We start from the raw sequence: 22,804 nt of genomic DNA, 5'->3' as shown, positions 1-22,804 counted from the left end.
CACGCACCTCGAAGTAACCAGGGGGAATCGGCGGATGGGACAGAAACGGCCTTACGTGTGCGGTGTCGACGCCGCCATCGACGTCGTGGAGGGCAAGTGGAAAGTTCTCGTCCTGTGGGCGCTGTCCACCGGCGGCAGGCGTTTCGGCGAATTGCGGCGGGAATTGCCCGGGGTGAGCGAGAAAGTGCTGACCCAGCAATTGCGGGAGATGGAGGCGGACGAACTGGTGCACCGCCGGACCTACGCCGAGGCGGTGCCCCGGGTGGAGTACTCGCTGACCGAGCTGGGCCGTTCGCTCAACGAGGCGTTGGAGCCGTTGGGCCAGTGGGGAGCGCGCAACCGGTCCCGGATCGAGGCGTTGCGCGGCAATCTCTCCCCTGAACGTGTGAACACGGCCGATTCCGACCCACTACGGGGTTGACGGTCGGCACGATGGTGCGCCATGCCGGACCACGCAGCCGACCGCGGCCGGGCGGAGATCCGCTCCGCCGGGCGGTCCGTGCCGTTCCACAAAGGCGACCGGCTGATCACCGCCGGCACCCACAGTGACGAGGTGCTGCTGGTCGAGGCCGGCCTGCTCAAGGCGCTGCTCCCCGGCCCCGGGGTGGAACCGCTGGTCAGCCTGCTGGGGCCGGGCGACCTGATGGGCGAGATCGGCGTGATCAACGGCCGGCCGCGCAGCGCGCACGTGATCGCGCTCGGGCCGGGGCGGGCCGTGCACCTGGCCGGGAGCACGTTCCTGAGGCTGCGCGCGCAAAGCGAGGACGTGCGGGCGCTGGTCGACCAGACGAGCCTCAAGCGCCAGCACGACGCCGACGAGCGCCAACTGGCGCACATGCGCGACGTGCCGCAGAGAGTAGCCGCGGTACTCCTCAAGTGGGTGACCGAACAAGGCCACCGGACCGAAGCCGGGCTGCGCCTGAACGGCCTGAGCCAACACGACCTGGCCGACGCCGTGGCCGCGTCGGAGAAGAGCGTCGAAACGGCGCTCGGCGGCCTGCGGGCCAAGGGCCTGCTCCGCACCGCGCGGATGAGCTTCACCCTCACCGACCCCCGCGCCTTGGCCCGCCTACTCGAAGTCTGACCCCCTCGACGTGGACGCGATCAGTTCCGCGCCAAACGAGGGCCACCACCCGGAACCCATGCGGTGGCCCTGATCCAGCTGATCCGCGACGCCCTGGCCACCGCCGGCATCACCGGGTCCGACGCCTCCATTTCCCCGCCCACCGCCGTCCCTCCCCGGCCCGACGCCGCCGACGCCTCGACCGAACCGCCGGATCACGCAAGTAGAGCCAAACACCCGCCCCGACCCGGACGAGGATCACCAGCCACCACACCTTCGCGAGGACCGCGTCGAGCAGTTGATCAACACCAACCAGCCCCCGCAAACACACCCCCATCCGCTTCAAGCCCGCTATCCGAGCCCTCCGCACCCCCACACACCGGCTCTCCCCTGGACACTCATCTCCCGCCGCCTGCCGCTCGTCATCTGCTACTCGGCACTCGTCATCTGCCGTCTGTTGCCCGTCATCTGCCGCTTGGTGCTCGTGTTCTGCTGCGGACATCGTCGTCCTCCGATCGGCGGTCGTGGCAACGCTGCGCGGCCAATCGCACCGCACTCCGCGTTGCCCGTGCCAGGAAGCAGGGGTTGGGTCCGAACCCAACCCCAGGGCCCACGACGTCGGTACCGTGGAGTCCCGCCGGGCAGTCCGTCCGCTCCCCGAGGAGACTCACGTGAAGGAAGCGCCGCCCTCCCGTGCCGCGTTCCTGGAAGCCGGCCGCCAGATCCTGCTGACGTCGGGGTGGCGGATCCTCCTCGGCGGGTTGACCGTCAGGTCGGTGTGCGAACGGGCGGGGATCTCCGCCACCACCTTCGCCAAGATCTGGCCGAACAGGGCGAGGCAAGGTCTGCTCAGTGGTCACGAGCGGTTCGTCAACGACCTGCTCGGCACGCTCGCCGGCCACGGAGCGAGGGCGACCGAGGACCTCCTCGGCCGCGAGGTCCTCCGCGTGTTCACCCCCAACCAGCGCGACCCCCGGCGGGCGCTGCGGCCCCTCGCCGAGTGGGACGCCAAGGTGGTGCGCGAAGATCTCGGGCTGCGCGTGCGCACGCTCATCGCCACGTTCGCACGCGACCACACCGGTGCCGTCAAGTCAGTAAGGGACGAGTACGACGACCTCACCGGGAAGAGCGCCGCCGCCTACTCCGTCACGCTCGCGTCGTGGGGCGGGGAGCTGCGCAAGCCCTTCACCCCGAAGAACATCGCCGTGGTGCTCACCGCGCTGGTGGAGGGGATGGCGTTACGTTGGCTGCTGGACCCGAAAGCGGTGCCGGAAGGGCTCTTCGGCGATGCCGTCGTGGCCTTGATCGGCTCGGTGGTCGACGTCGATCAGCGCCACCAGCACATCGATGACGTGATGGAGCCCATCACCCGCGAGGTGATGCGCAGCTACCGCATGGGCGTCGACGGCAAGGTCCCGAACGATCCCCGGGAGGCCATCATCGCGGCCGCGAAGGAAGAATTCGCACAGCGCAGCTACTACCAGACCCACCTGAACCACATCGCAACCCACGCGGGCGTGCCGCACGGCGCCCTGAAGGCGCTGTTCGCCACCAAGTCCGAGATTCTGGACGCAGGCCTGAACCTGATCTACGAATCGCTCCAAAGCCGAGCCCGCGACGACCAACTGGTGAACCGCCCGCCGGAAGAACGCGTCCCCCGCCACCTGGAACGCCTGGCAACCGCCGCAACCGAGAACCGGGTGTGGTTCGACGCCCTGATGATGCGCTCGATCCACGAACTGACTCACAGCCCCCTCGAACCCACCACGAAACCCCTGGACTTCCCGGCCCTGCTGACCCCGTCCATCGAGTCAGGCCAATCCACCGGCACCTTCACCAACACCCTGCCCGCACACGACCTGGCCACGCTGCTCACCAACAACGTCCTCCTACACGCCCTGAACCGACGCGCGCACAACACTCCCGAGACCGCGTCCTCGGTGTGCACGGTCCTGCTCGACGGCATCTCGGCAAGGCGATGAACCGCCACCACGACAAGGGTTACCGAGCGTAAAGCGTGGCAAAAGCGTGGCGGTGATCTTGGAGTGATCACCGCCCAGCACACACGACCAGGGTGGATGGTGGGGCGGGTGGGGCTCGAACCCACGACCTGACGGATTATGAGTCCGCTGCTCTGACCAGCTGAGCTACCGCCCCCTGATGTGCGGTTCAGGAGAGTACAGATCGGCGGTGCGCGCGTCTCGGCAACCCGGCAGCACGTGACCAACCCGTTCGCAACCTTCTACCGGGCTCCGAGGTCCGACGGCTGGTAGCCGCTCGGGTAGCCGGGGTACGTGCGGTTGCGGGGGTCGTTGGTCAGGCGTGGGGTGCGGCGTGGCGGGAGGTGGCGGACCACTCTTGCCCGGAGGCGGAGGGCTTGGCGTTCGAAGGCTCCCAGCCACGGCGGGGGCGCGGTGAAGCCGAAGGCCCGGACCATGCGGTCGTCCAGGAGCGCCACCACCGCGCGGGACGTCACGGCCCGGGGCGCCGGGTACCACGAGCAGAACAGGTCCAGGGTGTACTGGCCGATCCGGCGGTTCGTGGCGTGGTAGACGAACTCGCGTTCCTCGTACGCCTGCTTGAACGCCCGGAACTCGTCGTAGTCCTCCGGCACGTCACGGATCGCCATACGCGCCCCCACGGCGCGGTAGAAGTGGAACGCGCCCAAACGCTCCTGCGTGGTCAACGGACGCCAGCCGTACCGCTCCAGCCAGTCGATCGGCTCGTACACGAACGTCGACAGCACGTACTTCATGTCGTCGTTCGCGATGTCGTACCGGCCGTGCAGCCTGTTCACGACCCGCAGCGCCTCCTTGCCGCGCGGCGAGTCGTAACCGTTGTCCACCAGCTCGGCCATGAGGAGCGCCGTGTCGTCGTAGCGCTGCTGCGCCCGCCGCTCGAACTCGCCGGTCCGGGCCAGGAGCCCGGAGATGGACGGCACGCAGTACGTCTTGAAGAGCGCGAACTCCAGCGAGCGCACGTAGTCCCACGGGAACTCGTAGCCGGACGAGACCTTCATGATGCGCTGGTGGTCGTGGACCGGGTCCAGGGACTCGATCAGGCGACGGTTGGCGTAGCGATCCGGCATGGGGACAGGATCTCGCACCGGCCGGGCCAGGAGATACGTCGAACGGGTGGTTGTGGGGATGGGCGGATGGGCGGGCGATCGGCGGGCGGCGGGAGCCAGGAGACGGGCGACAGCGGCGAGCGTCATCCGACCGGGTGATCTTCGATCCGGTGGGGTGGAGGGCCGGGTGGAGGTCCGGCAGGTTTCGCGGGACGGTCCGGTGGCCACCCTGGGGGTGGACCTACCGGATGCATCCACCGGCCCGAGGGGCGAAGAACGGCGGGAAGAGGCAGGCGATGACCGGCAGACACTTCGGCCCCCCGTCCTGGTGTGGACGGGGGGCCGGGATCATGCTCCCCCTACTGGATTCGAACCAGTAACCCTTCGATTAACAGTCGAATGCTCTGCCATTGAGCTAAGGGGGAATGTTCGGTTGTCTCGCCGGGCCTCCTCGGCCTGACGGGACATAACTCTAGCGCATCCGGAACAGTGCTCGCGCACACCCCCCTCCCGCTCCGGCAGGATGGGAGGTGACCAGGCACTTTGGCAGCAGAGGAGACCTCATGAAGGGCATCCTGTTCGGGGCGGCCGTGGGCTACGTGCTCGGCGCCCGCGCCGGGCGGCAACGGTACGACCAGATCGTGCGCGCCTATCGGGTGATCGCCGACCACCCCGCGGTGCAGGGCGCGGCCGGGATCGTGCGGGCCAAGGTGAGCGAGAAGACCGGGTTCGGGCGGTCGTCGGCCAGGACCGACTCCACCAACGGGCACCGGACGGATCCGTTCCGCCGGGACCCGGTGATCCCCCGGGCCAACTGAGCCGGCCGGCAACGGAGGCCGCCGGGCACGGCGGTCAGCGCACCCTGGCCACGGCGAAGACCCGGCGGAACGGGAACCACGTCGTGCCGTCCGGGCGTCGCGGGTACTCGGCGCGCAGCAACGGCGCCAACTGGGCCCGGAACTCGGCCCACGCGGCGTCGTCCAGCGCCGCCCGCACCGGGCGCAGCGCGGTGCCGGTGATCCACTCCAGGACCGCGTCGGCCCCCGTCAGCCGCTGGAGGTAGGTCGTCTCCCAGGCGTCCACCTCGGCGGCGGCCAGGACGTCCGCGTAGCCCGCCGGGTCCAGCACCGGCGACACCCGCACCGTCCCCGCCAGTTCGGGCCACGAGCAGGCGATCAGGCCCCGGGTCACGGCGTGCGACGGGCCGTCGAAGTTGCCCGGCACCTGCATCCCGAGCCACGCCCCGGACGGCAGCGCGTCGACCCACCGCCGCAGCAACGCCTCGTGGCCGGGCACCCATTGCAGCACCGCGTTGGTGACCACGACGTCGGTGTCCTCGCGGGGCATCCACGTCGTGATGTCCTGCACCCGCGCGTCCAGCCCGCGCTCGCGTGCCGCAGCGACCATCTCGGCCGATGAGTCCAGCGCTTCCACGACCGCTTCGGGCCACCGCGCGGCCAGTGTCGTGGTCAGGTTGCCCGGCCCGCATCCCAGGTCCACGACCCGCCTCGGCGACGAGGCCGCGATCCGGGCCACCAACTCGTGGAACGGCCGCGACCTGTGGTCGGCGAAGGTCAGGTACCGGACCGGGTCCCACATGCGGACGCACCCCCACAGCAGTACGGACGTACTGCTACCGTACGCGCGTACTGCTCAGGAGTCGATTCCTCAGGAGTCGACCCGTCAGTAGTCGATCCCTCACGAGTCGATCCCTCACGAGTCGATCCCTCACGAGTCGATCCCTCACGAGTCGATCCCTCACGAGTCGATCCCTCACGAGTCGACACGGAGGGCCGCGATCTTCGCCGCCGTCTCCGCCGCGATCTCCCGGACCCGCGCCGCGTCGGCGTCCGGATCCGGCCGCACCTGCAACACCACGCCGTCGCGCCCCGGCACCTTGCGCTGGAGGAACCACGCGCCGGGGTCCTCGTTGCGGTGCCGCGAGCGGATCGAGCCGGTCACCCGGGCGTGCACCACCTCGGGCACCTTCCCCGGCGTCGCCAACGGGTACCGCACGGCCGGCAGGTCGCGCAGCAGGACGGCTTCGCCCGCGAGCCCGTCCTCCTCGGCCTCGACCACGCTCAACGCGCTCCCGCTCCACGACGCCTTGGACACCAGGTGCCACCCGAGCCGGCGCGGCCCCGGCAGCCACAGCCCCAGCGTCGTCGCGACCAGGAACCCCTCACCGGTCGCCGCGGACGCCAGCACGTGCTCGTCCTTCGCCAACTCGCCGGTGAACCCCTCGGGCGCGCCCGAGCCGAACAGCCTGCGCCAGATCCCCATCACAGCCCGTTCCCCATCACAGCCAAGTCCACCATCAGAGCCCGCCGACCGACTGGTCGCGCAGTTCCTTGTTGTACTCCTCCAACGCGATCAGGTCGCCGAACAGCGCCCGGTACTCGTCGGCGTCCTCGACCGGCGACACCCGCCGCAGCCGCGACTTGATCTCCACGATCTGCGAGCCCACCAGCCGCTGCTGCAAGCGCGCCAGCACGCCCTGCACGTACCGGTACTCGTCCGCGCGCACCTGCAACGCCTCGACCGACAGCTCGGTCAGCACCGACCGCGCCACCTGCTGGTCGCACCGCTGGCTCACCGCGTCGACGAACACCGGCCCGGACAGCCCGCCGCACACGCCGCCCGCGTCCCGGATCGCCCGGTGCAGCGCCCGGTAGACCGGGTGCGTGAACACCTCGTCGGGCAGCGAGTCGTAGCCGGGGCCGGCCATCTCGGGCAGCTGCAGCGCGGCCTTGAGCGCCTCGCGCTGGGGCAGCAGCTCCGGGTCGCGCGGATCGGGCCGGGTGGGGCCCTCCACCTCGACGGCGAGCGCGCCCTGGTTCGGGTCGACCGGGCGCGACCTGCCGCCCTTCGCGGGGGCCCGGCCGGTCGCGGTCTCGCGCACCCGGCGCACCACGGCCGACTCGTCGTCCCAGCCCACCCACCAGGCGAGCTTGGTCGCGTAGCCGTCCCGCTTGGCGCGGTCCTTGATCTGCGCGACGAACGGCACCATCTTCTTGAGCGCCTCGACCCGGCCGTCCACCGAGTCGAGGTCGTAGGTCTGCAACTGGGTGCGGATGGCGAACTCGAACAGCGGGGTGCGCCGCGCCACCAGGTCGCGCACCGCGACGTCGCCCTTGTCCTGGCGCAGCTCGCACGGGTCCATGCCGTCCGGCGCGATCGCGATGTAGGTCTGCGCGGAGAACTGCTGCTCGCCCTCGAACGCCTTGAGCGCCGCCTTCTGGCCGGCCGCGTCGCCGTCGAAGGTGAAGATCACCTCGCCGTTGAGGTCGTCGTCGATCAGCAGCCGGCGCAGCACGTTCATGTGGTCCGCGCCGAACGCGGTGCCGCACGACGCGACCGCCGTGGGCACCCCGGCCAGGTGCATGGCCATCACGTCGGTGTAGCCCTCGACCACGACGGCCTGCCGGCGCTTGGCGATCTCCCGCTTGGCCAGGTCCAGCCCGAACAGCACGGTGGACTTCTTGTAGATCGGGCTCTCGCTGGTGTTGAGGTACTTGGCCTGGATCTGGTCGTCGTCGAAGATCCGCCGCGCGCCGAAGCCCACCACGTCCCCGCCGAGGTCCCGGATCGGCCACAGCAGCCGGCGGTGGAACCGGTCGATCGGGCCCTGCCGGCCCTCCTTGGCCAGCTGCGCCTTGATCAGCTCGGTGAGCTCGAACCCGCGCCCCAGCAGGTGCTTGGTGAGCCGGTCCCAGCCGGCCGGGGCGAACCCGCAGCCGAACGTGCGGGCCGCGTTCTCGTCGAAACCGCGCTGCGCCAGGAACTCCCGGGCGGGCATCGCGTCCGGGGAGGCGAGCTGCTCGGCGTAGAACTCGGCGGCGGCGCGGTGCGCCTCCAGCAGCCGGGAGCGGGTGCCCCGGTCGCGCTGGACCGTCGCCCCGCCGCCCTCGTAGGTGAGCTGGATGCCCGCGCGGTCGGCGAGGCGCTCGACGGCCTCCACGAACCCCAGGTGCTCGACCTTCATCACGAAGGCGATCACGTCGCCGCCCTCGCCGCACCCGAAGCAGTGGTACGTGCCGTGCGTCGGCCGGACGTTGAAGCTCGGCGACTTCTCGTCGTGGAACGGGCACAGGCCCTTGAGCGCGCCGCCGCCGGCCCGGCGCAGCGACACGTGGTCGCCGACGACCTCGTCGATCCGGCTGCGGTCACGCACCAACGCGACATCGCTGTCCCGGATTCGTCCTGCCACGGTCGCCGAGTCTAGTGCCGGCAGACTGGGGGCCGTGACCGCCGCCGAGCAGAGCGCCGCCGAACAGGGCCTGGCCGCCGCCTTCACCGGACACCGCGCGCACCTGGTCGGCGTGGCCTACCGGCTGACCGGCAGCGTCGCCGACGCGGAGGACGCGGTGCAGGAGGCGTGGCTGCGGCTGTCCCGGCTCTCCGAGCGGGGCCGGGCCGACATCCTGGACCTGCGCGGCTGGCTGACCACCGTGGTGGGGCGGATCTGCCTGGACCGGCTGCGCTCGGCGGCGGTGCGGCGGGAGCGCTACGTCGGGCAGTGGCTGCCCGAGCCGCTGGTCACCTCGTTCGAGGACGACCCGCTGGAGGCGGTGGTCCGCGACGACGGCGTGCGGATGGCGGCCCTGGTGCTGCTCGACGAGCTCACCCCCGAGCAGCGGGTGGCGTTCGTGCTGCACGACGCGTTCGGTGTGCCGTTCGACTCGATCGCCGAGACGCTGGGCTGCGCGGTGGCCACCGCCCGCCAGCACGCCTCGCGGGGCCGGCGGGCCGCGTCGGCCGCTCCCCCGCCGCCCCGGGTGGCGCTGGACGAGCAGCGCGAGCTGCTGGAGAAGTTCCTGGCCGCGCTGGCCGCGGGCGACGTGGACACCGTGGTCGGGCTGCTGCACCCGGACGTCGTGCTGGTCGGCGACAGCGACGGCAAGGCGCGCACCGCGCTGAACGTGATCACCGGACCGGACAAGGTGTCCCGCTTCCTGTTCGGCCTGATGCGCCGCTACGCCGGCCTGCCGGGCGGCGAGCCGGTGCTGGTCAACGGCGACCTGGGGATCAAGTTCGCGACGCAGGGCGACCTCGCCGCGCGGGTGTCGTCGTTCGCGCTGCGGGACGGCAAGGTCGTCGCCCTCTACGACGTGTCGAACCCGGACAAGCTGACCCACGTGCGGTTCTGACCCCCCACACATCAAACACCGGATCGGACGCCGGTCCGGGCACGGTCCGGTCGCCGGTCGAGCGCGGGGTGACCGCCGGTTTCGATCACCAGCGCGGCCACGCGGAGCAATCGACCCGCCACTGGGAGTGAACTGAACGGTAGATCCGTGGTGGTCTAGACCTGGATAGCGTTGAGGTGCCGCCTTTCTTCCGGAAAGGAAACGCCTCACATGACCGAAGAGCACAACGACGACGGCACCACACGTCGGTCGTTCATCGCCACGGGCACGGCCGCCACGGCAGCCGTGGCGCTGACCGCCGCGGGCGTGGGCTGGGCCGGCAGTTCCCTGGCGGAGGGGCAGACCCTGCCGCTCACGCCGCAGTGCACGGACGGCGATGACACCCCTCCCGTCATCGAGGGTCCGTACTTCCGGCGCAACTCCCCGTTGCGCACCAACCTGCGCACGGCGGGTGTGACCGGTGTGCTGCTCAGCCTGACCGGTTTCGTGTACGACCTGCGGTGCAAGCCGCTGGCCAACGTGCTGGTCGACTTCTGGCAGGCCGACCAGCGCGGCGCGTACGACAACAGCACGACCGCCTACCGCGGACGCGGCCACCAGTTCACGGACGCCAACGGCGCGTACACGCTGGAGACGATCATCCCGAACGAGTACCCGGGCCGGACACCGCACATCCACGTGAAGGTGCAGGCGCCGCGCGGCCCGGTCCTCACCACGCAGCTCTACTTCCCGGACAACACCAAGGCGTACAACGTGAACTTCGCCGCAGCGAACCGCCGTGACGCGTACTACATCCGCGACACGGTGATCCCGCTCGGCCCGCTCACCGCCAACCGGTACCAGGGCAAGTTCGACTTCGTGGTGCGCACCGCCTGATCCACGGCGGATGGCCGTCCGGGAGACACGGCCATCCACCCGGACCGCTCACGGCATCGGCACGCGGCACGCGTCGCCGGAGGTGAAGCCCTGGTCGGTGATCCCGAACGCCGAGTTGAACCGCCCGCGCTGGTTCTCCAGCGCGATCAGGTAGGTCAGCTCGACCAGGCCGCGGTGACCGAGCAGGCGGTCGAGTCCGGCCACCTGCTCGTCGGTCACGGTGACCGGGGTGTCGGTCATCGCGTCGGCGTAGGCGAGTGCCAATTTCTCGGTTTCGGTGTACTTCTCCGAGGATTGGTACACGTGGATCTCGCGCAACCGCTCCACGTCCAGGCCCTGGTGCTTGATCAGCATGGTGCCGAAGTCCACGCACCACGAGCACCCGAGCTTCACCGCCGTCGCGTAGACCACCAGGTCGCGCAACGACGCGGGCAGCACCTTCGCCGCGCGTTCGACGGCCAGTTCGTGCTTCGCGCCCGCCCACATCAGGCGGCGGTGGTTGGCGAACACCGCGACCGGCTCCGGCACCGCGCCGTACCGCCGCCTGGTCGCCCAGTACGCGAACTTGACCAGCGGGTTCGCCTGTTTCGCGGTGACCGCGGGAATCCTTGCCATGTCCCCTCCTCGTCTCGGGCTACACACCACGGACGAGACGGGACCGGCGGACGTGACACCTCCAGGGGACCGGGTCGGGGGGTGACGAAGGGCATAGCACTGCCCGGCCACGACGGCGAGGGGGTGCGGCGGCGGCTCCGCTTCCCGGATCAGGGTGCGACGACCTGGGCCAGGAAGTAGATCGCACCGGTCCGCTCGTGCCGGACCAGCAGCAGGTGGGGCCGGTCCACCCGGACCGTCCGGGCGGGCGGGTGCTCGACGATCGAGGTCAGCCGCATCATCACGGCGGTCGCCGCCGCGCCCTCGAAGCCCTGTTCGTCCAGCCGCAGCACGGCTTCGTGCAGCACCTCGTCCACGTAGAGCCGGGGGTCGGGGCTCAGCCCGGTCAGGTCGGCGTCCCGGGTGAACAGCGTCCGCACGCCGACCTCGCGCAGCGGCGCGCCGAGCGTCGTCGGCACGGTCAGGGCGAGTTTCGGCAGGAACAGCTCGATGCGGTGCCGTTCCAGGCTTTCCAGCGCCGCCGGCACGCCCGCGAGGTCGCCCAGCACGTCGTCGGGCAGCAGCACGACGGCCTCCACGCCGCCGTGCGCGGGGATCGCGACCGCCTCCCAGCCGGGCGCTGTCCCGTGCCGCAGGGTGGCTTCCAGCCGCATGGTCTCGACCTCGCCCGCGCCCCGGAACGGGCGGGGCGTGGTGTCGTGCACCGGGAACTCCTCGTTCCACGCGCACTTGAGGTAGAGTGCGTTCACCAGCGAGGCGACCGTGTCGCTCTTCACCGCGCCGGGCGGCAGCAGGTCCGGGATCAGGCCGCGGGTGGTGTCCGCCACGTCGGCGTTGATCAACTTGCGCGCGCCCTCGGGGTCGTCGGCGAACGGCGCGGAGCGCACCTGCCCGCCGGGCCACCGGGCGAGTTCGGCCAGGAACCCGTCCTCCAGCGGCAGCGCGTCCCACGCCCAGAGCGTGTTGGCCACCGCGAACTCGGCGTCGTCGCCGACGGTGCCGACGTCGGAGTCGCGCAGCAGGTCGGCGTTGCCCGCGCCGAGCAGCGCGTCCAGCTCGCGCCGCGTCTCGCCGCGCGCGGCGTGGGCGACCATGCCCAGCGCACTGGCCACCGAGTACGGCGACCAGACCGCGTTGCGGGTCCGGTCGGGTGCGACGGCGTCGTGCAGGGACAGCGCGAAGCTCAGGTGCGCTCGATCGGGCACGGGGTCTCCTCGGGGATCGGGCGGGCACCGTCGAGTGTGCCACCGCTCACCCGGCGACGCCCTTGGCCGCGTGCCACGCCGACGCCTGCGCGTCGGTCAGCAGCGACACCTGGTCGACCACCACCCGCAGCCGGGCCGCGTCGTCGCCGGCCAGCAGCCACGCGGGCACGAACGCCGGGTCGAGCGCGTCCGGGGCGCCCATTAGCAGACCCGCGACGAGTTCGGCGACCACCTCACGCTGTCGGCGCTGGAGGCGCAGCCGCTCCGGGTCGCTCATCACGTACCGCACGGCCATCGCCTTGAGCAGCGCCACCTCCGCGGCGACCAGCGGCGGCACGACGAGGTCGGCGGCGTAGCGGGACAGCGGGCCGTCGCCGTGCGCCGCGCGGGTCGCGCCGACGGCGGCGGACGCGAAGCGCCCCACCAGTTCGCTGGTCAGCCGCTTGAGCGCGACCTGCGCGCCCAACGACCCGTCGTAGGTGGCCAGGTCGGCGATCACCGGCAGCCGCGACAGCTCCTCGGCGGTGCCCTCCAGGTCGGACACCGACTCGGCGGAGAAGTGCTTGGCGGCCAGTTCCGCGATCGCCGCGCGCTCCTCGGCGTCGCCCAGCGAGGACAGCGCGATGCGGTGCGCGAGCACGCCGTCCTCCACGTCGTGCACCGAGTAGGCGACGTCGTCGGCCCAGTCCATCACCTGCGCCTCCAGGCACCGCCGACCCTCCGGCGCGCCCTCCCGGACCCACCGGAAGACGTCCAGGTCGTCCTGGTAGACGCCGAACTTCGCGGTCCCGGCGCGGCGCGGCCACGGGTACTTGGTGGCCGCGTCCAGGCAGGCCCGGGTGAGGTTGAGGCCCCGGTCGGTCTTGGGTTCCAGGCGGGTCAGGATGCGCAGGGTCTGCGCGTTGCCCTCGAACCCGCCGCACGGGCCGGCCAGCTCGTCGAGCGCGCGTTCGCCGTTGTGCCCGAACGGCGGGTGGCCGATGTCGTGCGCCAGGCCGGCGGTGTCGACCACGTCCGGGTCGCAGCCGAGCTCCTCGCCGATGCCGCGGCCGATCTGGGCGACCTCCAGCGAGTGGGTGAGCCGGGTGCGCGGCACACCGGTCACCTCCGCGCCCTCGCCGGGACCCACGACCTGGGTCTTGCCGGCCAGCCGGCGCAGCGCCGCGGAGTGCAGCACCCGGGCCCGGTCCCGCGAGAACGGCGTGCGCCGCTCGCCGGTGACGCCCGCCAACGCCGCGCCCTTGGGTTCCTCGGCCAGCAGCCGCGCGCGGTCGAACCCGGTGTACCCGCCGTTCATCCGCACAGCGTAAGGAACGCGGGCGCGTTCAGAGCACGATGCCGTCGAAGGCGTCCACGGGGGCCTTCATCAGGTGGTAGTAGAGCAGCGCCCCGGTCTCGCGCCGGATGTAGAAGAACTGGGTCTCGCGGGTCTGCACGTTGGGGCCGCTGCGGGTGGGCGAGGCCCACGCCTCCAGCCCCTCGTCCTCGGCCATCGTGCGGGCGCGCAGCGAGTGCCACGGGTCGGACACGATCACCGCGGTCTTCAACGACTTCGCGCGCGCCTTCTGCGCCAGCGCCTGGATGCTGCCCAACGTGTCGGTGCCCTCGCCGATCTCCAGGATCCGGTCGGTCGGCACCCCGTTGGACTCCAACCAGATCCGCCCGGCCTGGCCCTCGGTGAAGTTGTCGCCGGGCTGGCGGCCGCCGGTCGTGGCGATGTAGTTGACCACGCCCTGCTCGTAGAGCCGGCGGGCGTGCTCCAAGCGGGCCTCCAGCACTTCGGAGGGCACGCCGTTGTACTGCGCGGCACCGAGCACCACGGCCATGTCGGCGTGCGTCCGGTCGTCCTCGCGGGCCACCTGCCACACCCGGAACGCCGTCCCGCCCACCACGAGGAACCCGACCACCAGAGCACCGATCAGGGTTCGTTGGACCAAGCGGCGGATCCGGCCCAGGAAGGTCACCCCACGATGATTCCACACCGGCGGCCGGGGCTGCGAGGATCGCGTGATGCCCGCAGAGCAGCCCACCATCCTGGCCACCTCCGGCGGTTTCAAGGCCGGTTCGCGCACGAACCTCGAATTCCACGCGCTGGTCCACCACGCGGTCGACCTGTCCGGCGCGACCAAGCCGAAGGTGTGCCACGTCGGCACGGCCAACGGCGACCAGCGCTCGTTCCAGGCCGACCTCGACGAGGCCGCGCGGCTGGCCGGCTGGGAGTTCAGCCACCTCAACCTGTTCGTGATGCCCCCGACCGACGACATCGCGGGATTCCTGCTGGAGCACGACGTGGTGTGGGTCGGCGGCGGCAGCGTGGCCAACCTGCTGGCCGTGTGGGACGTCCACGGCGTCGGCCCGGCGATGCGGCGGGCGTGGGAGTCCGGCGTGGTGCTGGGCGGGGTGTCGGCGGGCTCGATCTGCTGGCACGCCGGCGGCGCGACCGACTCGTTCGGGCCGGACCTGCGGGTGGTCACCAACGGACTCGCGCTGCTGCCGTACGGCAACGGGGTGCACTATGACTCCGAGGCGCGTCGACGGCCGACGATCCACGCCGCGGTGGCGTCCGGCGTGCTGCCGAAGACGTACTGCACGGACGACGGCGCGGGCCTGCTGTACCGGGGAACCGAACTCGTCGAAGCGGTCTCCGAAAGGCGCAACGGCGGTGCGTACGTGGTCGATCGTGACGGGTCTTCAGGAATCGCACAGGAGGAAACGCTCGACATCAGGCGGTTGTGACTCGGACTCTGGAAGCGTGGCGGGAAGTCGGTGGGTCGCGGGGCTGGCGCTGGTCGTCGCGGTGACAACGGCGTGCACCGCGGCGGACGCGACCGCCCCCGCCGGTTCCCCCGCCCCGACGACCACGTCCGCGGACACACCGCGGCCGGCCGTGCCACGCGCCGCCGGGACCACCGCCCCGGACCTCTCGGCGGCCGTGGCGCGGGCGGTCGACGGGAGCGCGGGTGTCGACCTGGCGGTGGCCGTGCTGGACCTGACGACGGACACCGCTGCGGGCTACCGCGACGACGTGCCGTTCCACGCCGCGTCGCTGAGCAAGCTCTTGGTGGCCGTCGACGTGCTGACCGCGGGCGACCTGGACGACGCCGACCGGGACCGGCTGCACCGGGCGTTGAGCGACAGCGACGACGAGGCCATGAACGACCTCTGGACCGGGCACGACGGCATCGGTGCGGTGGACCGGGTGGCCGGGCTCGCGGGCCTGGTCGACACGCACGCGCCCGAGGACCCGTCGCAGTGGGGCGACGTGGAGACGTCGGCCGACGACCTGGTGCGGCTCTACCGATACGTCCTGACCGAGCTGCCGGAGGCGGCGCGCACGTTCGTCGTGGACGCGCTGTCCTCCGCGCCGGTCACCGCCGCCGACGGCTTCGACCAGGCGTTCGGGCTGCTCGCGCCCGGTGTCGACGGGTACGCCAAGCAGGGCTGGATGTGGTACTACCCGACCGACCTGTACCTGCACTCGGCGGGCGTGGTGGCCGACCGGTACGTGGTGGCGCTGCTGTCGGTGCAGAGCAGCATCTCGCCCGACGAGGCCCGCGGCCACCTCGACGACATCACCCGCTCGCTGCTCTCGACGTTGGTGCCCGGCGGCTGAGGGCCGGCCCGGGTCCGGGGGACCGCGCTGTCCCCCGGACCGTTCGGATCAGACCGTTCGGATCAGACCGTTCGGATCAGACCGTTGGATCAGGCCGTTCGGATCAGGCCGTTCGTGATCGGGCTCCTCGGATCAGGCCGACGCGGGTCTGATCAGGTCGACCGTCCGGCCGGCCGTGCGGTGCGCCGCGGCCCACTGCTCGATGGCCTGCCGGCACGCCTGGTCGAGGTGCCGCAGACCGCGCAGGTCGATCCGCACGTGCTTGGTCACCGGGAGCGCCTCCAGCGCCTCCAGCAGCCTCGGCAGCTTGAGGAACGTGGCGTTGCCGCGCAACGTCACGTGCTCGTGCTCGCCGCCGTCCGGCGTGACCGTCACGGTCAGCCGGGACACGTCCCACGCGGTCTTCACCACGGCCGCGAGCACGCCGACCAACGTGCCCGTCAGCAGGTCCGTGGTGACGATCAGACCGGCGGTGAGCAGCAGCACCGCGCTCTCCGCCCGGTCGGTGCGCGCCAGTTCCAGCACCCGGCGCGGTTCGAGCAGCTTCCACCCGGCCTGGACCAGGATCGCCGCCAGCACCGCGAGCGGCACGTAGGACAGCACCCCGGGCAGGGCCACGACGAACACCAGCAACCACACGCCGTGCAGCACGCGGGACGCCTTGGTGCGCGCACCGGCCTGCACGTTCGTCGCGCTGCGGACGATCACCGCGGTCATGGGCAACGCGCCGAGCACGCCGCACAGGGTGTTGCCGACGCCCTGGGCTACCAGCTCCCGGTTGTACTGGGTGCGCGGACCGTTGTGCATCCGGTCCACGGCCGCCGCGCTGAACAGGCTCTCGGCCGAGGCGACCAGCGCGAACGTCACCGCCGCGCCGAGCACGCCCGCGTCGACCAGCGTGAAGTCGACCAGCCGCACCGCCTCGCCGAGCGACCCGACCTCGATGCGCGCCAGCGGCAGGAACACCGCGACGCCGCTGGCCACCACGACGGCGACCAGCACGCCGGGCACGGCCCGGAACCTCGTGCGCTTCCACAGCGCCGCCACCACGAGGGTCAGCACCCCGACGCCGATCCCGGCGGGCGAGGTGACCGCGGCGACCGCCAGACCGGGCAGGCCGGCGACCTTCTCCCAGGTGGTGGCGGGCGCCGACCGGCCGGCGAAGGGGTAGAGCTGGCCGAGCACCAGGACCAGCCCGATGCCGGCCAGCATCCCCTGCACGACGGCGGGCGAGATGGCCCGGAACCAGCGGCCCAGGCGCAGCAGGCCCAGCGCGACCTGGAGCAGGCCCGCGCCGAGCACGATGACGCCCAGCGCCGCGGCGCCGTGCGTGGCCACCGTGTCGGCGACCAGCACGGTGAGGCCCGCGGCGGGGCCGCTGACCTGCAACGAGCTGCCGGGCAGCAGGCCGACGACGAGACCGCCGACCACGCCGGTGATGATGCCCAGTTCGGCCGGGACGCCGGAGGCCACGGCGATGCCGACGCACAGCGGCAGCGCCACCAGGAACACCACCAGCGACGCCCCGACGTCGGGCCAGTAGGAGGTCCCGCCGGGTGAGCGGGACACCGGATCTTCGATGTGCATGGTCACGCCATTGCTCCTAGAGCGGCTGGAAGCGGTCGGCGGCGAAGGCCGACACGCCGCCGGACTCGATGTCGTAGAACCAGCCGTGCACGCGCAGGTCGCCGGCGTCGAGCCGGTCCCGCACGAACGGGTAGTCCTCCAGCGCGCGCACCTGCGCCAGCACGTGCTCCATGCCCTCGGCGCGCAGTCCGTCGGTGGGCGTGCCGGTCCGGAACGGGGCGTGCGTGGCCAGCCAGCGCAGCATGGTCGGCAGGTGGTCGAGGGCCGGTCGGCCGGAGTGCAGGGCGTTGACCGCACCGCAGTGCGAATGCCCGCACACGACGATTTCGGCGACGCGCAGCTGCACCACGGCGAATTCGATGGTGGCCATCTCGCTGGACGCCGAGTGCGGGCTGAACGCGGGGATCACGTTGCCCGCCGTGCGCAGCTCGAACAGGCTGCCCGGTTCGGCCCCGGTGATGGCGGCCGGCTGGATCCGGGAATCGGCGCAGGTGATGAACAGGGCGGTCGGTGACTGCCCGGCCGCGAGCCGCCGCCCCGTTTCCGGGGAGCGCCGCTGCGAATGCGTCCGGGCGTGCTGAACTAGGTGACGGAATTCCACGGGATTCCTCACAGGTCAGTAGTGGCGAGGATGCGGTTGTGGCAGAGCGGTCGGCTCAGTTCCGGAACACCTGGAGCGCGGACGGGGTCAGCCTGGCTCGCGGGTGGTCCGTGGCGAGCGGGGCGGGCTCGGGGTGCCGGGCCCGCGCGGTGGCCGCGCGGGGCCGGAGTTCGGCCGGGCGGTCGGGCCCGAACCGTTGCGGCACGGCGGAAAACGCGCGCGTCTCGGGGACCTTCCGGCTCTCCCGGTTGGGTTCCTCCTCGGACAGCGCCTCGGCGGCGATGACCCGGTGGCCGAGCGCGCCGGCGACCGGCGGGTGGCCCGGCCCGGTGAGGGACGGGGTGAGGACGGCGAGCAGCGCCAAGAGCACCGCGGTGGCAGCGATACGCGTCATGACACCCCCCGATGGTCCGCGCCGGTGGTCCTAGTTTTCCAGCGCGGGGTGACATCAGGGTTAATGGTGCGTCAGCTTCGGGCTCCGGCCGCGACATTCACTCGTTTGTGCGTGAGCTATCTCATCCGAAATTGCGAAAACTACTCATCGTGACGACTACTGGAGCTGGACTGCGGCAAGCGTGAAGGCCAGCGCCGCACCCAGGCAGGCGATCGCCCGGACGTGGTTGCCGGGCACCCATTCCCGCAAGTACCGCGCCCAGTACTCGGTCGTTCCCTCGCGTTCCAGCGCACTGTTGCGCGGAATGTGATAAGCGGCGGTGAACACGATGCCGCCCAGCAGGTAGAGCCCCGCGCCGACCCAGCCGGTCGTCGTGCCGCCGAGCGCCGCCGCCGTCACCGACACCGCGCCGGTGCCGAGGAAGACCAGCAGGAACGCCGGGTTGACCACGGCGATGTTGATCGCCCGCATCGCCGCGAGCCCCTCGGCCGGCGTCGCCCGCCGCAGCCCCGGCATGACCATCGCGGAGAACGCGAAGAAGACACCGGCCATCAGGCCGCACCCGAGGGCCGCGATGATCGTCAAGGTGAACATGGGGACAGTCAAACCGACGGCGCCGAGACTTTCCATGGCGCAGGGGCTCGATGCCATGTCCGATCGTCTCTAGGCTGGTCGTCGTGGACGCTCTGGCCGGACTGCTCGACGGACCGCGGGCGCGCGGGGCGTTCCTGCTGCGCACGGTCCTGGACCCGCCGTGGTCGCTGCGCATCGAGGACCACGCCCCGTTGACCGTGGTGGCGGTGGTGCGCGGCGGGGGCTGGGTGCTCCCGCACACCGGCGACCCCGTGCGGCTGCGCCAGGGCGACGTGGCGGTGCTGCGCGGCCCCGACCCGTACACGCTGGCCGACGACCCCGGCACGCCCGTGCAGGCCGTCGTGCACCCCGGCGAGATCAGCACCACGCCGGACGGCGCGGCGCTGTGCGAGCGGTGGGACCTGGGCGTGCGCACGTGGGGCGGCGACCCGAACGGCTCGGTCGTGCTGCTGTCGGGCACCTACCAGCTCGACGGCGAGGTCAGCCGCCGCCTGCTCGCGGTGCTGCCGCCGCTGCTGGTGGCCCCCGAGTCCGACCTGCCGCTGGTGCCGCTGCTGGCCGGCGAGGTCGCCAAGGACGAGCCCGGCCAGGAAGCCGTCCTGGACCGCCTGCTCGACCTGCTGCTGATCTCCGTGCTGCGCTCGTGGTTCTGCCGGCCGGAGGCCGACGCGCCCGGCTGGTACCAGGCGCACGGCGACCCCGTCGTCGGCCGCGCGCTGCGCCTGCTGCACGCCGACCCGGCCCGCCAGTGGACCGTGGCGTCGCTGGCCGGCGCGGCGGGCGTCTCGCGGGCCGCGCTGGCCCGCCGGTTCACCGAACTGGTCGGCGAACCGCCGATGGCCTACCTGACCGACTGGCGGCTGACCCTCGCCGCCGACCTGCTGCGCGAGCCGTCCGCGACGCTCGCCGCGGTGGCCCGCCAGGTCGGCTACAGCACGCCGTTCGCGCTCAGCGCGGCGTTCAAGCGGGTGCGCGGCGTGAGCCCGTCCGAGCACCGCACCCGCGAGGACCTCAGCGCCTGACCTCCGCGCCAGATCCCCTGCGCCAGATCCCTTGCGCCGGGCCCGCCGGTCAGGGCCGGTCGAGCCAGCCGAGCAGGTCGTCGGTCACGAACTCGCCGTCCAAGGCCACGTCCTCGTCCACCGCGCCCAGGTCGAGCCGGTACACCGAGACCCGGTCCCGGCCGTGCCGGCGCATGAAGAACCCGGAACCACCGCTGTCGTCCCCGACCAGCACCCAGTGCGGCGCGTACCGCGGCACCTCGTAGGTCTCGTTGCGCTCGCGGATCGTCTGCGGCCCGTAGAGCAGCACCCCGTCCGCGCGCAGCACGCCCGGCGTGGACCGCCACAGCGCGGCGACGGTCGGGTTCGGCCCGTCACGCAGGCCCGCCGCGCGGGCCTCGCTCACCGCCAGGAACCCGGCGAACGACTCGGCCACCGGCTCGTCCTCACCGGAGAACGGGTCCCGCTCCACCACCTGGTGCTCGCCGTCGACCACCACGTCCAGCGCGAAGCCGTAGCGGTGGCCGCACGGCTCCGCGCAGAACCACAGCCGCGTCCCGTCCAGGCCGTCGACCAGCCCGGCCGCGGTCTCCTCGACGTTCTCGGGGACGACGCCCGCGGGGGCGGCGATCGGCATCCCGTCCACCGAGCCCGTCCCGTACTCGGCCAGCCACCACCGGAACGACGGCGACAACGGCCCGACGGTGGCCTCCGCGGCCACGATCGCCGCCTCGGCGAGGCCGCCGTCGGGCCGGGCGTCCACCGCCGACCCGCTGTCCACCAGCTCGCGCAGCAGGACCAGGTCGGGCCGCACGGCCGTCAGGCTCCGACGAGACGAGCCGCCAGGTAGGACTCCAGCTGGTCCATCGACACCCGCTCCTGGGACATGGTGTCGCGCTCCCGCACGGTCACCGCGTGGTCGGTGAGGGTGTCGAAGTCGACCGTGACGCAGAACGGCGTGCCGATCTCGTCCTGCCGGCGGTAGCGGCGGCCGATCGCGCCCGCGTCGTCGAACTCGATGTTCCAGTGCCGGCGCAGCGCGTTGGCCAGGTCCTTCGCCTTGGGCGAGAGGTCGGCGTTGCGCGAGAGCGGCAGCACGGCCGCCTTGACCGGCGCGAGCCGGCGGTCCAGCCGCAGCACGACCCGCTTGTCCACACCGCCCTTGGCGTTGGGGGCCTCGTCCTCGGTGTAGGCCTCCAGCAGGAACGCCATCATCGGCCGGCCGACGCCCGCCGCCGGCTCGATCACGAACGGCCGGTAGCGCGAGTTCGTCGCCTGGTCGAAGTACGACAGGTCGACGCCCGAGTGGTTCGAGTGGGTGGTGAGGTCGAAGTCGGTGCGGTTGGCGATGCCCTCCAGCTCGCCCCACTCCTGGCCGCCGAACTGGAAGCGGTACTCGATGTCGACGGTCCGCTTCGCGTAGTGCGACAGCTTCTCCTTCGGGTGCTCGAAGTGCCGCAGGTTCTCCTTCGACAGGCCCAGCTCGGTGTACCAGCGGGTGCGCTCGTCGATCCAGTACTGGTGCCACTCCTCGTCGGTGCCGGGCTCGACGAAGAACTCCATCTCCATCTGCTCGAACTCGCGGGTCCGGAAGATGAAGTTGCCGGGCGTGATCTCGTTGCGGAAGCTCTTGCCGATCTGGCCGATGCCGAACGGCGGCTTGCGCCGCGACGTGGTCTGCACGTTCAGGAAGTTGGTGAAGATGCCCTGCGCGGTCTCCGGGCGCAGGTAGTGCAGGCCCTCGTCGGTCTCCACCGGGCCGAGGTGGGTCTTGAGCAGGCCGTTGAACATCTTCGGCTCGGTGTACTGGCCGCGGTTGCCGCAGTTCGGGCACGGCACGTCGGACACGTCGCCCTCGGCGACCTGCTTGCCGGTGCGCTCGGCGTACTCCTCGACCAGCGTGTCCTGCCGGAACCGCTTGTGGCACGCGTTGCACTCGACCAGCGGGTCGACGAACGCCTCGACGTGCCCGGACGCCGTCCACACCTCGCGCGGCAGGATCACCGACGAGTCCAGCCCCACCACGTCCTCACGGCCGCGGACCATGTAGTTCCACCACTGCCGCTTGATGTTGTCCTTCAGCTCGACGCCGAGAGGACCGTAGTCCCAGGCCGACCTCGTCCCGCCGTAGATCTCGCCGCACGGGTACACGAACCCGCGGCGCTTGCACAGGCTGACGACGGTCTCGATGCGATCGGCTGCCACGGACAACTCCATCGGAGGGGCGGGTGAACGGGGTTGCCAGGGTAGCCGCCGGGGTCCCGCCTCCATCGGGCGACCACGGCGCAAGCGCCCCTACCCTGCGCGAATACCCGCCGGGCCGGGAGCATGCGCCGAGCGGGAGCGGGCCGCCGTAGGCGCGGGGTCAGCGAGGGGTGGTGGGGCCAGCGGCCTCACCGAGCCGGACGGTGCCGGCGTCGGCGGCGACCAGGCTGGTCAGGCGGTCCACCGCGCCGCCGTCGGCGACCAGGAGCGGTTCGAAGGCGGCGGGTTCGGCGACCGCCTCGGACAGCAGCGGCACGACGTGTTCGCGCACCTCGAACGGCGAGAGCGCGCGCCGGTAGGCGACCACCGAGTCGAACTCGACGGTCAGCACGAACAGGTCCTCCTCGTCGGTCGACCGGCCCAGCGCGCCGCGCCGGCAGCCCGGCCGCGCGGTCAGCAGCTCCAGCGCACGGCCGACGCGCGCGGTGAACGCCGGGACTTCGGACACGGGCACGGTGAACCGGCACACGAGCAGCACGGTGCAAGGATGCCACGGTGGCGGATTCGAAGCGGACGCTGATCCCCGGTACCGGGCCGTTGGCCAAGGTGCCTGCCCCGGTGGTGTTCCTGCTGGTCCTGGCCCTGTTCATCGCGGGGGTGTGGGTGCGCGGCGCGGTCGGCGCGGCGCTGCTCGGCCTGCTCGTGCTCGGGGTGGCCGGACTGCTCGCGGTGACGTGGCGGTTCCTGGCGCCGAGCGCCCGCGTCCTGCGGGTCTTGGTACTTGCGGTTCTTGTGCTTGTGACCTGGTCTGTGCTGGGAACGTAGTATTGGTG

The 22,804-nt window shown here is 71.8% G+C and carries 25 protein-coding genes and 2 tRNA genes; 10 read left to right on the top strand and 17 right to left on the bottom strand.

The genetic code is table 11. The annotated features are described in order from the left end of the window. The first annotated feature begins 34 nt into the window (after window positions 1–34). From BN6_RS07530 to BN6_RS07520, 3 genes are all read left to right on the top strand, one after another. Window positions 35–421, top strand: a complete 387-nt coding sequence (locus BN6_RS07530; RefSeq protein ID WP_015098969.1) for a winged helix-turn-helix transcriptional regulator — start codon at window positions 35–37, stop codon at window positions 419–421. A 21-nt stretch (window positions 422–442) separates the two neighbouring features. Continuing rightward, on the top strand, window positions 443–1,084 hold the full coding sequence (locus BN6_RS07525) for a Crp/Fnr family transcriptional regulator (protein ID WP_015098968.1): 642 nt from the start codon (window positions 443–445) through the stop codon (window positions 1,082–1,084). 650 nt (window positions 1,085–1,734) lie between these two features. Next, window positions 1,735–3,045 carry a helix-turn-helix domain-containing protein gene (locus BN6_RS07520; protein ID WP_015098967.1) on the top strand — a complete coding sequence of 437 codons (1,311 nt, stop codon included), beginning with the start codon at window positions 1,735–1,737 and terminating at the stop codon, window positions 3,043–3,045. Between the two features lie 97 nt (window positions 3,046–3,142). Here the strand turns inward: BN6_RS07520 and BN6_RS07515 are convergent. The 3 genes from BN6_RS07515 to BN6_RS07505 all read right to left on the bottom strand — a co-directional run bounded on the left by BN6_RS07515 (window position 3,143) and on the right by BN6_RS07505 (window position 4,555). Beyond that, window positions 3,143–3,220: transfer RNA gene (locus tag BN6_RS07515), tRNA-Ile, on the bottom strand. An 85-nt stretch (window positions 3,221–3,305) separates the two neighbouring features. Beyond that, window positions 3,306–4,151 (bottom strand): oxygenase MpaB family protein, encoded by an 846-nt coding sequence (locus BN6_RS07510; RefSeq protein WP_041312215.1) that lies wholly within the window; start codon window positions 4,149–4,151, stop codon window positions 3,306–3,308. Window positions 4,152–4,483: 332 nt separating this feature from the next. Continuing rightward, a tRNA-Asn gene (locus BN6_RS07505) sits at window positions 4,484–4,555 on the bottom strand. 138 nt (window positions 4,556–4,693) lie between these two features. Here BN6_RS07505 and BN6_RS07500 point away from each other — a divergent pair. Further along, entirely contained in the window at window positions 4,694–4,948 is a 255-nt protein-coding gene (locus tag BN6_RS07500; protein ID WP_015098965.1) for a hypothetical protein, read from the top strand. Window positions 4,949–4,982: 34 nt separating this feature from the next. Here BN6_RS07500 and BN6_RS07495 read toward each other — a convergent pair whose 3' ends face one another. The 3 genes from BN6_RS07495 to dnaG form a co-directional block, all read right to left on the bottom strand. Next, window positions 4,983–5,729, bottom strand: coding sequence for a trans-aconitate 2-methyltransferase (locus BN6_RS07495; protein WP_015098964.1), 747 nt, complete (start codon window positions 5,727–5,729; stop codon window positions 4,983–4,985). A gap of 174 nt (window positions 5,730–5,903) precedes the next feature. Then, window positions 5,904–6,413, bottom strand: coding sequence for a hypothetical protein (locus tag BN6_RS07490; protein WP_015098963.1), 510 nt, complete (start codon window positions 6,411–6,413; stop codon window positions 5,904–5,906). A 34-nt stretch (window positions 6,414–6,447) separates the two neighbouring features. Further along, on the bottom strand, window positions 6,448–8,340 hold the full coding sequence (dnaG, locus tag BN6_RS07485; protein WP_015098962.1) for a DNA primase: 1,893 nt from the start codon (window positions 8,338–8,340) through the stop codon (window positions 6,448–6,450). Window positions 8,341–8,374: 34 nt separating this feature from the next. Between dnaG and BN6_RS07480 the strand changes: the two genes are divergently transcribed. Together BN6_RS07480 and BN6_RS07475 are read left to right on the top strand one after the other, a co-directional pair. Then, a complete protein-coding gene (locus BN6_RS07480; RefSeq protein WP_015098961.1) occupies window positions 8,375–9,280 on the top strand; it encodes a sigma-70 family RNA polymerase sigma factor in 906 nt (301 codons plus the stop codon). 210 nt (window positions 9,281–9,490) lie between these two features. Further along, window positions 9,491–10,156 carry a dioxygenase family protein gene (locus tag BN6_RS07475; protein ID WP_015098960.1) on the top strand — a complete coding sequence of 222 codons (666 nt, stop codon included), beginning with the start codon at window positions 9,491–9,493 and terminating at the stop codon, window positions 10,154–10,156. 48 nt (window positions 10,157–10,204) lie between these two features. Here BN6_RS07475 and BN6_RS07470 read toward each other — a convergent pair whose 3' ends face one another. The 4 genes from BN6_RS07470 to BN6_RS07455 form a co-directional block, all read right to left on the bottom strand. Further along, window positions 10,205–10,771, bottom strand: coding sequence for a carboxymuconolactone decarboxylase family protein (locus BN6_RS07470; RefSeq protein ID WP_015098959.1), 567 nt, complete (start codon window positions 10,769–10,771; stop codon window positions 10,205–10,207). Between the two features lie 149 nt (window positions 10,772–10,920). Beyond that, window positions 10,921–11,976 carry a serpin family protein gene (locus tag BN6_RS07465; RefSeq protein ID WP_015098958.1) on the bottom strand — a complete coding sequence of 352 codons (1,056 nt, stop codon included), beginning with the start codon at window positions 11,974–11,976 and terminating at the stop codon, window positions 10,921–10,923. A 46-nt stretch (window positions 11,977–12,022) separates the two neighbouring features. Then, window positions 12,023–13,273: a deoxyguanosinetriphosphate triphosphohydrolase gene (locus BN6_RS07460; RefSeq protein ID WP_015098957.1), complete on the bottom strand. Its 1,251-nt coding sequence runs from the start codon at window positions 13,271–13,273 to the stop codon at window positions 12,023–12,025. Between the two features lie 28 nt (window positions 13,274–13,301). Continuing rightward, entirely contained in the window at window positions 13,302–13,940 is a 639-nt protein-coding gene (locus tag BN6_RS07455; protein WP_231905128.1) for a YdcF family protein, read from the bottom strand. 46 nt (window positions 13,941–13,986) lie between these two features. Between BN6_RS07455 and BN6_RS07450 the strand changes: the two genes are divergently transcribed. Together BN6_RS07450 and BN6_RS07445 are read left to right on the top strand one after the other, a co-directional pair. Further along, window positions 13,987–14,712, top strand: a complete 726-nt coding sequence (locus tag BN6_RS07450; RefSeq protein ID WP_015098955.1) for a Type 1 glutamine amidotransferase-like domain-containing protein — start codon at window positions 13,987–13,989, stop codon at window positions 14,710–14,712. A gap of 16 nt (window positions 14,713–14,728) precedes the next feature. After that, window positions 14,729–15,589 (top strand): serine hydrolase, encoded by an 861-nt coding sequence (locus tag BN6_RS07445; protein ID WP_015098954.1) that lies wholly within the window; start codon window positions 14,729–14,731, stop codon window positions 15,587–15,589. Window positions 15,590–15,721: 132 nt separating this feature from the next. Here the strand turns inward: BN6_RS07445 and BN6_RS07440 are convergent, their stop codons facing one another. The 4 genes from BN6_RS07440 to BN6_RS07425 form a co-directional block, all read right to left on the bottom strand. Next, window positions 15,722–17,176 carry a SulP family inorganic anion transporter gene (locus BN6_RS07440; RefSeq protein WP_051075948.1) on the bottom strand — a complete coding sequence of 485 codons (1,455 nt, stop codon included), beginning with the start codon at window positions 17,174–17,176 and terminating at the stop codon, window positions 15,722–15,724. Between the two features lie 16 nt (window positions 17,177–17,192). Next, complete coding sequence (locus BN6_RS07435) at window positions 17,193–17,777, bottom strand: carbonic anhydrase (protein ID WP_015098952.1); 585 nt, start codon at window positions 17,775–17,777, stop codon at window positions 17,193–17,195. A 55-nt stretch (window positions 17,778–17,832) separates the two neighbouring features. Next, the gene (locus BN6_RS07430; RefSeq protein ID WP_015098951.1) at window positions 17,833–18,171 is read right to left on the bottom strand and encodes a hypothetical protein; all 339 of its coding nucleotides are present in this window, start codon (window positions 18,169–18,171) and stop codon (window positions 17,833–17,835) included. A gap of 156 nt (window positions 18,172–18,327) precedes the next feature. Then, window positions 18,328–18,765 (bottom strand): anthrone oxygenase family protein, encoded by a 438-nt coding sequence (locus BN6_RS07425; protein ID WP_051075466.1) that lies wholly within the window; start codon window positions 18,763–18,765, stop codon window positions 18,328–18,330. Window positions 18,766–18,848: 83 nt separating this feature from the next. On the opposite strand from BN6_RS07425, the gene BN6_RS07420 reads away from it, so the two are divergent. Then, window positions 18,849–19,787 carry an AraC family transcriptional regulator gene (locus tag BN6_RS07420; protein ID WP_041312209.1) on the top strand — a complete coding sequence of 313 codons (939 nt, stop codon included), beginning with the start codon at window positions 18,849–18,851 and terminating at the stop codon, window positions 19,785–19,787. A 49-nt stretch (window positions 19,788–19,836) separates the two neighbouring features. On the opposite strand, the gene BN6_RS07415 is transcribed toward BN6_RS07420, so the two are convergent. The 3 genes from BN6_RS07415 to BN6_RS07405 all read right to left on the bottom strand — a co-directional run bounded on the left by BN6_RS07415 (window position 19,837) and on the right by BN6_RS07405 (window position 22,509). Beyond that, the gene (locus tag BN6_RS07415; RefSeq protein WP_015098947.1) at window positions 19,837–20,580 is read right to left on the bottom strand and encodes an SMI1/KNR4 family protein; all 744 of its coding nucleotides are present in this window, start codon (window positions 20,578–20,580) and stop codon (window positions 19,837–19,839) included. Window positions 20,581–20,585: 5 nt separating this feature from the next. Next, the gene (locus tag BN6_RS07410) at window positions 20,586–21,971 is read right to left on the bottom strand and encodes a glycine--tRNA ligase (protein WP_015098946.1); all 1,386 of its coding nucleotides are present in this window, start codon (window positions 21,969–21,971) and stop codon (window positions 20,586–20,588) included. 160 nt (window positions 21,972–22,131) lie between these two features. Further along, a complete protein-coding gene (locus tag BN6_RS07405; protein ID WP_015098945.1) occupies window positions 22,132–22,509 on the bottom strand; it encodes an antibiotic biosynthesis monooxygenase family protein in 378 nt (125 codons plus the stop codon). A gap of 17 nt (window positions 22,510–22,526) precedes the next feature. Here BN6_RS07405 and BN6_RS07400 point away from each other — a divergent pair, with 17 nt between their 5' ends. Beyond that, window positions 22,527–22,796, top strand: coding sequence for a hypothetical protein (locus BN6_RS07400; protein ID WP_015098944.1), 270 nt, complete (start codon window positions 22,527–22,529; stop codon window positions 22,794–22,796). Window positions 22,797–22,804 lie beyond the last annotated feature (8 nt).

The organism is Saccharothrix espanaensis DSM 44229 (genome assembly GCF_000328705.1).
In the GTDB taxonomy this organism is placed as follows: domain Bacteria; phylum Actinomycetota; class Actinomycetes; order Mycobacteriales; family Pseudonocardiaceae; genus Actinosynnema; species Actinosynnema espanaense.
This window is presented reverse-complemented; position numbering and strand designations above follow the sequence as displayed.

Bases quoted from the DNA above. Each gene is read 5' to 3' on its own strand.
- BN6_RS07475 (WP_015098960.1), top strand. From the start codon at position 9,491: ATGACCGAAGAGCACAACGACGACGGCACCACACGTCGGTCGTTCATC.
- BN6_RS07530 (WP_015098969.1), top strand. From the start codon at position 35: ATGGGACAGAAACGGCCTTACGTGTGCGGTGTCGACGCCGCCATCGAC.
- BN6_RS07440 (WP_051075948.1), bottom strand. From the start codon at position 17,176: ATGCACATCGAAGATCCGGTGTCCCGCTCACCCGGCGGGACCTCCTAC.
- BN6_RS07490 (WP_015098963.1), bottom strand. From the start codon at position 6,413: ATGGGGATCTGGCGCAGGCTGTTCGGCTCGGGCGCGCCCGAGGGGTTC.
- BN6_RS07525 (WP_015098968.1), top strand. From the start codon at position 443: ATGCCGGACCACGCAGCCGACCGCGGCCGGGCGGAGATCCGCTCCGCC.
- BN6_RS07430 (WP_015098951.1), bottom strand. From the start codon at position 18,171: ATGACGCGTATCGCTGCCACCGCGGTGCTCTTGGCGCTGCTCGCCGTC.
- BN6_RS07425 (WP_051075466.1), bottom strand. From the start codon at position 18,765: ATGTTCACCTTGACGATCATCGCGGCCCTCGGGTGCGGCCTGATGGCC.
- BN6_RS07470 (WP_015098959.1), bottom strand. From the start codon at position 10,771: ATGGCAAGGATTCCCGCGGTCACCGCGAAACAGGCGAACCCGCTGGTC.
- BN6_RS07510 (WP_041312215.1), bottom strand. From the start codon at position 4,151: ATGCCGGATCGCTACGCCAACCGTCGCCTGATCGAGTCCCTGGACCCG.
- BN6_RS07460 (WP_015098957.1), bottom strand. From the start codon at position 13,273: ATGAACGGCGGGTACACCGGGTTCGACCGCGCGCGGCTGCTGGCCGAG.
- BN6_RS07495 (WP_015098964.1), bottom strand. From the start codon at position 5,729: ATGTGGGACCCGGTCCGGTACCTGACCTTCGCCGACCACAGGTCGCGG.
- BN6_RS07500 (WP_015098965.1), top strand. From the start codon at position 4,694: ATGAAGGGCATCCTGTTCGGGGCGGCCGTGGGCTACGTGCTCGGCGCC.
- BN6_RS07450 (WP_015098955.1), top strand. From the start codon at position 13,987: ATGCCCGCAGAGCAGCCCACCATCCTGGCCACCTCCGGCGGTTTCAAG.